At 39.8% G+C, this 9818-nt stretch carries 6 protein-coding genes; 2 read left to right on the top strand and 4 right to left on the bottom strand.

What is annotated here, in order from left to right:
* The first annotated feature begins 366 nt into the window (after positions 1-366).
* Entirely contained in the window at positions 367-2739 is a 2373-nt protein-coding gene (locus tag HMPREF9072_RS10975) for a TonB-dependent receptor (RefSeq protein WP_009750653.1), read from the top strand.
* A gap of 20 nt (positions 2740-2759) precedes the next feature.
* Positions 2760-3647: a DUF4249 family protein gene (locus HMPREF9072_RS10970; protein ID WP_009750652.1), complete on the top strand. Its 888-nt coding sequence runs from the start codon at positions 2760-2762 to the stop codon at positions 3645-3647.
* 18 nt (positions 3648-3665) lie between these two features.
* Here the strand turns inward: HMPREF9072_RS10970 and HMPREF9072_RS10965 are convergent, their stop codons facing one another.
* The 4 genes from HMPREF9072_RS10965 to aroB form a co-directional block, all read right to left on the bottom strand.
* Positions 3666-4580, bottom strand: coding sequence for a PorP/SprF family type IX secretion system membrane protein (locus HMPREF9072_RS10965; protein ID WP_009750651.1), 915 nt, complete (start codon positions 4578-4580; stop codon positions 3666-3668).
* 164 nt (positions 4581-4744) lie between these two features.
* Positions 4745-5677 (bottom strand): PorP/SprF family type IX secretion system membrane protein, encoded by a 933-nt coding sequence (locus HMPREF9072_RS10960; protein ID WP_002677100.1) that lies wholly within the window; start codon positions 5675-5677, stop codon positions 4745-4747.
* A 22-nt stretch (positions 5678-5699) separates the two neighbouring features.
* Complete coding sequence (locus HMPREF9072_RS10955; protein WP_034566420.1) at positions 5700-8303, bottom strand: thrombospondin type 3 repeat-containing protein; 2604 nt, start codon at positions 8301-8303, stop codon at positions 5700-5702.
* Between the two features lie 245 nt (positions 8304-8548).
* Positions 8549-9637 carry a 3-dehydroquinate synthase gene (gene aroB / locus HMPREF9072_RS10950; RefSeq protein WP_009750649.1) on the bottom strand — a complete coding sequence of 363 codons (1089 nt, stop codon included), beginning with the start codon at positions 9635-9637 and terminating at the stop codon, positions 8549-8551.
* Between the last annotated feature and the right edge of the window lie 181 nt (positions 9638-9818).

Genomic DNA, 9818 nt, shown 5'->3' with positions numbered 1-9818 from the left:
GGGTGGTAATGTTAATGAGAAAATTAGGGGATGAAATAAGAGTCAGCAGTTAGTATAAAGCTAATTGCTGACTTTTTTGTATGGAAGAGTGAATAGAAAGTGCGAGCCGCACAAGCAGTCGTAACACGACAGGTATTTTTTTAATTGGTAAATTAGTAGATTTTTGAAGTTGTAAGTTTAGTAAAAAAACAATCAAGCGTTGGTTATTATTTCACTAATCATTGATTAGTTTTTTGTATAAACCACAATATTGTTATACCTTTGCACTCAAAAAGGCACAAAATTGATAACTTATTAAAAGAAATAGATAAGTGCTATAAACATCTTGTCTTATACTTTTGTACCGAAAAATAAAAACAGTAACATATGAAAAGAAAATGTTTGCTACTATTGTTTTTAGTAGCTACAACTGCTGTTTTTGCACAGCACAAATACACCCTTAGTGGTTCGATTGCTGATGCTTCTAACGGCGAAAAGCTCTTAGGGGTAAACTTTATCATCAAAGAACTGCACACGGGTACCTCTACCAACGAGTACGGGTTCTATTCTATTACCTTGCCCGAAGGCAAATATACCATTACCATTGAGTATATAGGCTATGGTACTCACCAAGAAACTATAGTACTAGACAAGAATATCCGCAAAGATTACAAACTGAAGCCTGAGGCTATTCAGCTTACAGGAGTAGACGTAACTGCAAATGCCACAACCCAGAAAACAGCAGTACGCAAGCCTGAAATGAGTGTAGCTTCTATTCCTATCGCTACGGTGAAGAAACTGCCTGTATTGGTGGGTGAAGTAGATATTATCAAAACGCTGATGCAGATGCCAGGTGTGAGCAACGCAGGCGAAGCATCATCAGGATTTAACGTGCGTGGAGGTGCTGCTGACCAGAATTTAGTGCTTCTTGATGAAGCAACGATTTTCAATGCATCACATCTCTTTGGTTTTTTGAGTGTCTTCAACGCTGATGCTATACGTGATATGAAACTCTACAAAGGAGGAATTCCAGCACGTTATGGCGGACGTATCGCTTCAGTTTTGGATATTTATCAGAAAGAGGGTAACAAGAACAAGTTTGGGGCTACAGGGGGCATAGGGGTGCTCTCTTCACGATTACTTGCGGAAGGTCCTATAGTGAAAGACAAAGCCTCATTTTTAGTAGGAGGTCGCGCCTCTTACGCTCATCTCTTCCTCAAACTGAGCGACAATGAAAATTCGATGTACTTTTACGACCTCAATACAAAACTCTCTTACCAACTGAACCCAAACAATGCACTGTATCTTTCGGGGTACTTTGGTAGGGACTTCTTTAAACTGAGCAATAACCTTACTAATGCTTATGGTAATGCTTTAGTGAATTTGCGTTGGAATCACTTATTTACTGAGAAGCTCTTCTCAAACCTTTCGATTATTTATAGCAATTACGACTATAAGTTTGACTTTAACTTGCTTGATATGATATGGAGATCAGGGATAGAAAATTTTAACCTAAAATATGATTTCAAAAACTATGTATCAGAGAAGTTTAAATTTACCTACGGCTTTCAAGGACTATATTATACCTTCAAACCTGGTAAAATAGTACCTACCTCTCCTGCTTCTACTATTAAAGAAAAAATATTGGACAATAAATATGCTGCTGAATTGGGATTCTATGCTGATGCCGAACAGAAAATTGGGAAAGCTCTTACGGTATCATACGGCTTGCGCTTCAGTAATTTTTATCACTTAGGAAAGCGTACTGTAAATGTGTATAAAGATGATAACCCTGTGGTATTTAACGCTAGCCGACAAATCTATCAGAAAGCGACCCCTATTGGGACGAAGTACTACGGTAGCAACCGTATTATAAATTTGTACTCTAACTTCGAACCGCGCTTTACTATGAGCTATGCTTTCAACGATAATAAATCAATAAAAGCGAGTTATGCACGCACGGCTCAATATGTACATTTGATTTCTAACACAGCTTCACCTTCGCCTTTGAACGTATGGGCACCCAGTGATGAGTTTATCAAACCACAGTTAGCTGACCAAGTGGCGTTGGGTTATGCTTCTAACTTCTCGGACGATAAATACAGTATAGAGGTTGAAACTTATTACAAGAAAGTGCAAAATCGCTTAGACTATATAGACGGTGCGAACCTCATTGCTAACGAAGCAATTGAACAAGTATTGCTAACAGGGGAAAACAGAGCTTATGGTTTGGAACTGTTATTGCGTAAAAACACCGGTAAACTCACTGGGTGGATAGCTTATACACTCTCAAAATCGGAAATGCAAACTAAAGGACGTACCTCTGAAGAAATAGGTATCAACTACGGCGACTGGTATAGTGCTCCCTACGACAAACCTCACGATGTTTCGATTACGGCTACCTATGAGCTCTCTCCTAAATGGACATTCGGAGCTGTATTTAACTTTCAATCAGGCTTACCTACTAATTACCCCGTAGGACGTTATAACTACTTAGGAATGAGCGTTCCTGACTATAGCAAACGCAACGAATACCGCTTGCCTACTTATCACCGTTTGGATCTTTCGGCTACCTATACGCCACAACGCCCAAACAAGCGTTGGAAAAGCGAATGGGTTTTCGGTATTTACAACGTGTACAACCGCAAGAATGCTGTGAGTGTTTCCTTCCGTGAGAACTTAGACACCCATAAAAATGAAGCCGTTAAACTCTCTATTTTTGGTATCATACCCAGTGTAACTTATAATTTTAGTTTCTAATACTTAAACCTCTATTTACTATGAAAATAAGAAATATTTATATTATACTTCTCAGTGCTTTAGCTTTAACTTCTTGTGAAGAGGTCATAGATTTAAAATTGGACTCTGCTCCTCAAAAGTTAGTGATTGATGCATCTCTCGATTGGAAGAAAGGAGAGACAAAAGCCTATCCTGTAGTGGACATCAGTTATACGGAAGCCTATTTTGGCGATACGCCTTCACCTGCTATTGATGACGCCATTGTGAAAATCAAAGCACATACTCAAACCCAGACACAAGAGTACCAACTCTCGTTATGGGACGGTACTTCTACCATTACCACTGATAACGTAGCCACATTAAAAGGCGGTAGCCGTTATGTATTTCCCACAGGTATCACTCCTGAATTGGGCAAAGACTATGAACTTATCATAGAACTCAACGGACAAACCTATACTGCTAAGAGCAAAATGCTTGAAGCTCCTATAATACCTTCTGACAAAATAGTACAGAAAGAAAACGGAGGCTTTTTAGGTGACCAAATAGAGTTAAAATTCTACTTTGACGGTATTAGTGATGGTGTAGCCAATGCTTATTTAGTAAGGCTGACACAAAGTAGCAGCAAGAAGATTGATTACTTCTCCTTAGATGATAACTACATTGCTAACCATAAGTTTTTCTTTATAATGACAGGACTCAATAATGATAAGTTAAACAAAGGAGATATTGTAAACGTAACACTTTATCGGATTCACCCTCAATACAAAGAATTTGTGCAAATGCTTATAAGACTATCAGAAGGACAAGGCCCATTTACTATTCCTACGCGCCCCATAGGTAATATTGTGAACAAAGGGAATTCTCGTGAGAACCCTCTTGGAGGTTTTCGGGTGGCACAGTATACTACGCTACAATATACAGTAAAATAATTGCTCGTGCAGCTCACACTACCACTTCACTTGTACCAAAAACTCGTGAGAGTTACGCGATTGTAAATTGAGATGTGTTTGAAAGTAGGTTTCAAAACCATATCCCACTGATAAATAATAATTCGGGATATTGAAGAGCACATAAGAGCTAAAAGCCTTATCAGTGCGATAGGTAAGCCCTACCTCAGCACGGTTTAAATAGTCAGTAGCTACAGTAAAGTTTGTTGAGGCTTCTTGTTTTTTAGCAAGACGTATTTGTACGCTTGGTTTTAGAGTAAAATCAGAGGAAATGTGCCAATGATAGCCCGCCATTGCATAATACAACATATTCTCAGCAACGGAAGTCATTACATCATTTTCCATACCCACTTTATCAGAAGCAAGCATATTGGGGATAGATAGCCCTACATAAAAGTCACGAAATTCACAATAAACTCCAGCCCCAAAGTTGAATTGGAACTTCCCCGAGATATCTTGCAAATAGGGGTCGTAGCGCGTAGCATTCTGTCCCACATTGTACAAGTGATTATATGTGCGTATTTGGCTTATATCAATATTATAAAACTCTCCTCCAAACTTAATTCCTCCTACGATATTAGAATGTTCGTTTATAGGCACTCTATAAGAAAAGTCCCCAAAAACACCCGTTTGCTTCTGAATAAATACTTTATTATTGGTTACTGAAAGCCCTAAGCCCACGCGGTCAGTTATCTTGTGAGTGGTAAAAAAGGTTTGCGTTTGGGGAGCTTCATTCATTCCGCGCCATTGGTTACGAATGTCTGCTGAAATAGTATGTCCCTTTTCCTTACTTACCACAGCTGGATTCACCAAGTTTTGGTGTTGTTGATAAAATATGTACGTAGGGTCTATAGATTGAGCTTGTAGTGCTCCTGCGATAAACAAAAAAACACTGATAAGTAATCTTCTTTTCATTCTGATAATAATTTCTTCTAATAAAGGATAAGAGCAAATTGTAACTACAAAGCTCCAATATTTGAGTAAAGGCAATATAAACTAACAATTAGAAACAAAAACAACTCAAACACTTAAATTCTAAATTACAATAACACTCTTTATTTCATTTTCACCTCTTAGCCTTACCATTTAAATTGCACCAAAAACTCGTGAGAGTTGCGCGACTGTAAATTCATATGGGTTTGAAAATAGCTCTCAAAACCATAGCCTATAGATACATAATAATTAGGAATATTAAATAATACATAAGCATTCACAGCCTTATCTGTGCGATAAGTAATCCCTAATTCTGCTCGTTCCAAAAAGTTTCCTGCTACTGTAATATCGGTCGAGGGATATTCGCCTTTGGCTAAGCGCATCTGCAAACGCGGTTTAATAGTGAAATCGGGAGTAAGACGCCAGTAATAGCCTGCTATGGTATAGAAGTACATTGTTTCGGCTAAAGAAGTCATTTGGTCATTATCCATTCGTACCCTATCAGTAGCAAGCATATTCGGGATAGAAAAACCTACGTAAAAGTTAGGGTGGTCATAATACAGCCCTGCCCCAAAGTTAGTCTGGAACTTTCCTGAAATGGTTTGCAAATAAGGGTCGTAATAGTAAGTAGGGTGCATACGTGTGCCATTAGGGTAATACTGGTTGTATAAACCGTTATAATACGTCATATCACTGCCGTCTATATTATAGAAATCACCGCCAAATTTAATTCCTCCTATCAATCGCGAGTTGTACGAAATGGGTATTGCATATGAGAAATCAGCGTAAATGCCTGCTTGTTTCTGTATAAACACTTTGTTGCTTGCCAATGAAAAACCTAACCCCACGCGGTCACTCAAACGATGCGTAGTAAAAAGGGTTTGCGTTTGTGGGGCTTCGGTCATTCCTCGCCACTGGTTGCGTATATCCACCGAAATAGTGTGTCCAAACTCCATTCCCACTGCTGCTGGGTTTATTAGGTTTTCGTGTTGTTGATAAAAAATGTATGTAGGGTCTGTGGCTTGTGCGTGCAAAGCACTTGTGCCTATTACCAACATACTTAATAATATCTTTTTCATAGGATTCTGTGTTTTTCTCTTCTTAATAATTAATGTAAATCCAAAGTTGTTTCTTGTTCTTTTCACTGCCGTCAATACTGAAAATAGCTACATACGAACCTTGTGGCACTAAGGTACCATCAGATTTCTTACCGTTCCATTGGTTCTTATACCCGTGAGCCGAGTAGACTAATTGCCCTAAGGTATTGAATATATACAGGCTGTTATTAGGGTATCGTTCAGCGCGCGCTATCACATAAGTATCATTCACCCCATCGCCATTAGGGGTAAAAGCGTTGGAGATAAGCACATAATCCACCTGTGGGTCTTGTGCATTCGGGATTCCGTCGCCATCTACATCGTCATCACAAGCGTCGCCTATACCGTCATCGTCTAAATCAGCTTGGTCTGGATTGTATACATTAGGACAATTATCTTGGTCATTTAAGAAACCATCTCCATCTATATCGTTATCGCAAGCATCTCCTATACCATCGTTGTCAGTGTCTTGTTGGGTAGTGTTAGACACAGTAGGGCAGTTATCCAAAACATTTAAAATCCCATCACCGTCCATATCGTCATCACAAACATCGCCTACACCGTCATTATCAGCATCAGCTTGGTCAGGGTTGGCTACAGTCGGACAGTTATCCATACGCGAAGGTATGCCGTCATTATCCACATCGTCATCTTCTTTTACGATGATATTCCCTGCATTCACCGCCAAAAATAGGTTCTCTTCAGCTTTCACCATAAACCTTCCTTGCTGCGTTTTAATAGCATCAGGCACGCTTATTTCAGCTTTCCCGTTATTGGGTAATCCTGTAGCTAAGGTATGCGAAAAAGTAGCTCCCCCATCAGTCGAAAAGAGTATTTTAACTTTTTCGGCGTTCACAGGTGCTTTATCAGTATTAGCTACATCCCACTGCAAACTTACTTTTTGTCCTACATACCAAGTGCTTTGCTCGGTATGCGAACTCACTTTAAACGGACCCGCATCTGCACTCACTACCACATCAATGGTTTTATAAGCTGTATTTCCTGTTTGATTACTTGCTAAAGGACGGTCGATAACCATAAAAGTCCAATGCAAGGTACGCCCTATGTTGAGCACTGTTTCCCAAGCATCTCCTTTTTTAGGTTTTTGCTGGGTGAGCGTACCCGCTACTATACGTTCCAAACGCGGGATATAGCGATATGATTGTGCTGAGGGTTTCATAGAGCGTGCCGTAGCTCCTGAACGTATTGTAGGTGAAAAATAATAATTACCCGTTTCTGTATAATTGTCGCTTTCTTCCCACGTATAAAGCAACGCATCGCCATCAGCATCGGTAGCAGTACCCTCTAATAAATAGGCAGTTCCATACGGAATAGTATAGCTTTTCAAGTCGGGTATCTCAGGAGGGGTGTTGCCCGTAGAATTTTCGGTAGCACAAGACTTGCCTTGTAGGTTATCTGTAATGTCGTAAATAGTGCGGTGATGAAAATAAGGGTCAGCATTCTGTTGCACATCATAATATCGCGTAACTCCTGCGTAGCTCATAATAGTAGTACCACTCCCTGGTTCCATCTGCGACCCCGACCCATATTCTCTGCGATAAGAAAAAGTATGCCGTGCCCCCAGTTGATGTCCTATCTCGTGAGCTACCACATCTATATCAAAAGCACTTCTATTGCGTACGTAAGCAAACGGATAAGACGAAAATCCCTGTCCCTTGCGGTCGTTGGTACACACGCACCCTATACAACCTGCATTACCTCCTTCTGCTGCATTGTGAAACAACTGCCCTATATCATAATTAGCATTACCTATCTTGTTGTCCAAAACTTGTTGCAATACAAGAGCTTTATTGTCGTACCATTCTTTTTCGTAGTTAATACCAGTAAAAGGGTCAGTATCTTTAGTCTCATATACTACACTATCGTCCGAAACTAACTGGAAAACAATCGACAGCTGTTGCCCATAGACCTCATTTACACGGTTTAGCGTACTGACTATTTGGGCAAAAGCTGAAGCCTTCCCCCAGAAATAATCAGTATATTCGTGGGTGCAAGCAATTGCAATGCGAAAGGTACGTTGCATAGGTTTAGTCTGAAATGAAGGGCGTTGAGCCGCTTTACTTTCCTGCAAAAGAGTAGGCACATCTAATGTTTTACAGTCTATGAATGCTTTTTCAACATCCTTACGACGATAAACCCTGTAATAAACACCTTCTTTATCTTCTGCTTCTATAAACGAATAGCTCAACTCTTCTTCCATAATAGCATCAAGCCCATAATCACTCCACGTAAAACGAATATGTTTAGAGGGGTCGGTTACTGATTTACCTACAAAAGTTTTAATAGAAGGATATTTTCGTGCAACTGCTTCCGAAAGAACCTGCGTAGGTGCAATGCGATAAGTAATGAGTGTTCCGTTGGCATCAGGTATCTGAACGGTAGCCTCACTGCGTCTACTATCGGTTTCCAAAGCACGTGCAAACGCCTTTTTATTCAGTGTAAAATACTGATAATTGGGGTTATTAGTAGTTACTGCTGCACTGCGCTGAGTCGAGAAATCAGCTTTGCGCCAATAACTTTGTGCCGACCCTTGTAACACCACCAAAATAAATAACCAAAAAATACTATTGTAATTGCTATATCTCAATGTTTAATTCTTTATATATTTTTAATTTCTTTTGCTTCCTCACTTAATATTCACCCAAAAAAATCACTGTCACGTCCTAAAAAAGGTTGTCATAATTAATTATTGTTTTATTAGTCAAATTTTCTCATCTCCCCATTTTCCCATTCCCTCATTCCCTCATTTTCTCATTTGCTAATTAATCCACCTCCACACACCCAGCTGTGAGCCCTCACTGGCTTTATCTTTTACCTTTTACGTCTTACCTTTTATCTCCTCGTGTGGCTCGCACTATAGTACTCAAATGCCTCGTAAATCTCTTCCTCAGGCACTACACAATCCGTTTTAGGCTTACCTATCTCCTCCAAAAGCACAAAGTGTACTCTGCCCGCTACATTCTTCTTGTCAAAACGCATCAACTCACAAATATCATCAATATCCTCTTTATGAAAAGTTTGTTTGCTGAAATACTCACTCAATACGCTTTTCACCTTATCGCATTTACCCTTAGGGAATCCTAACTTTTTCACCGATAGGTAAGTAGCCAACACTATTCCTATCGCAATAGCCTCTCCGTGCAACAAACATTGGCGATTAGGGTTTTCCAAACAATACGACTCGATAGCGTGCCCCAGCGTATGACCGTAATTCAGTATTTTTCTCAATCCACATTCTTTCGGGTCTTGCATTACCACCTCATTCTTTATCACCACCGATTCGTGAATAAGACTGTCTAAATCAGCTAACGAAAGGCTTCTCAAATCACACATTTTGTTCCAATAAGCCTCCGAACGAATAAGTCCGTGCTTAAACATCTCTGCCATTCCGCTACGCAATTCCTCAGCAGGTAACGTTCCTAAATATTGCGAGTCTATCACCACCCCCAACGGATTGTTTATCACTCCTACAAGATTTTTCAAAGGACCTAAATCCACCCCCGTCTTCCCCCCTACCGAGGCATCTACCATTGCCAGTAAACTCGTCGGCACATTAATAAAGGGCATTCCGCGCATATAGGTAGAAGCCACAAAGCCTCCTAAATCGGTTACCACTCCTCCTCCTACGTTTATGAGCAAGCTCTTGCGGTCGGCTCCTAATTCTGAAAGTGCGTGCCACACTTGCGTACAAGTATCGAGGTTTTTATGCAGTTCTCCCGCTTCTATTTCTATAATTTCTATCGGAATATCAGTAATGAGAGTAGGTAAAAACACAGGCAAACATTTTTCATTGGTATGACTGTCCACCAACAAAAACAGCTTCGAAGGACGTTTTTCCGCAACTATTCGATTGATAAAATCAGTTCCTTCCTCATTAAAATAAACGTTGTAATTTCCAGCTCTGATAACATTTGCTTCCATCAGTACAGAATTTTTGGCAAAAGTAGTAAAATAATAACAATTGTACAAATTCCCCTTTTCAGCACCAAAATACCGTCATATACACAACACATTTACTCCTTACATTCACCTTACATTCATTTTACATTTATTGTTTCTTCGTCCATTCTTCGTTATTCCTTCGTTATTCCTTCGTTATTCC

This window comes from Capnocytophaga sp. oral taxon 324 str. F0483, from assembly GCF_000318315.2.
GTDB classification, from domain to species: Bacteria; Bacteroidota; Bacteroidia; order Flavobacteriales; family Flavobacteriaceae; genus Capnocytophaga; species Capnocytophaga ochracea.
Note: the sequence above shows the minus strand (reverse complement) of the source record. Positions and strands in the feature narration are given on the sequence as shown.

Coding starts and splice junctions, on each gene's coding strand:
- HMPREF9072_RS10970 (WP_009750652.1), top strand. CDS start 2,760: ATGAAAATAAGAAATATTTATATTATACTTCTCAGTGCTTTAGCTTTA.
- HMPREF9072_RS10965 (WP_009750651.1), bottom strand. CDS start 4,580: ATGAAAAGAAGATTACTTATCAGTGTTTTTTTGTTTATCGCAGGAGCA.
- aroB (WP_009750649.1), bottom strand. CDS start 9,637: ATGGAAGCAAATGTTATCAGAGCTGGAAATTACAACGTTTATTTTAAT.
- HMPREF9072_RS10975 (WP_009750653.1), top strand. CDS start 367: ATGAAAAGAAAATGTTTGCTACTATTGTTTTTAGTAGCTACAACTGCT.
- HMPREF9072_RS10960 (WP_002677100.1), bottom strand. CDS start 5,677: ATGAAAAAGATATTATTAAGTATGTTGGTAATAGGCACAAGTGCTTTG.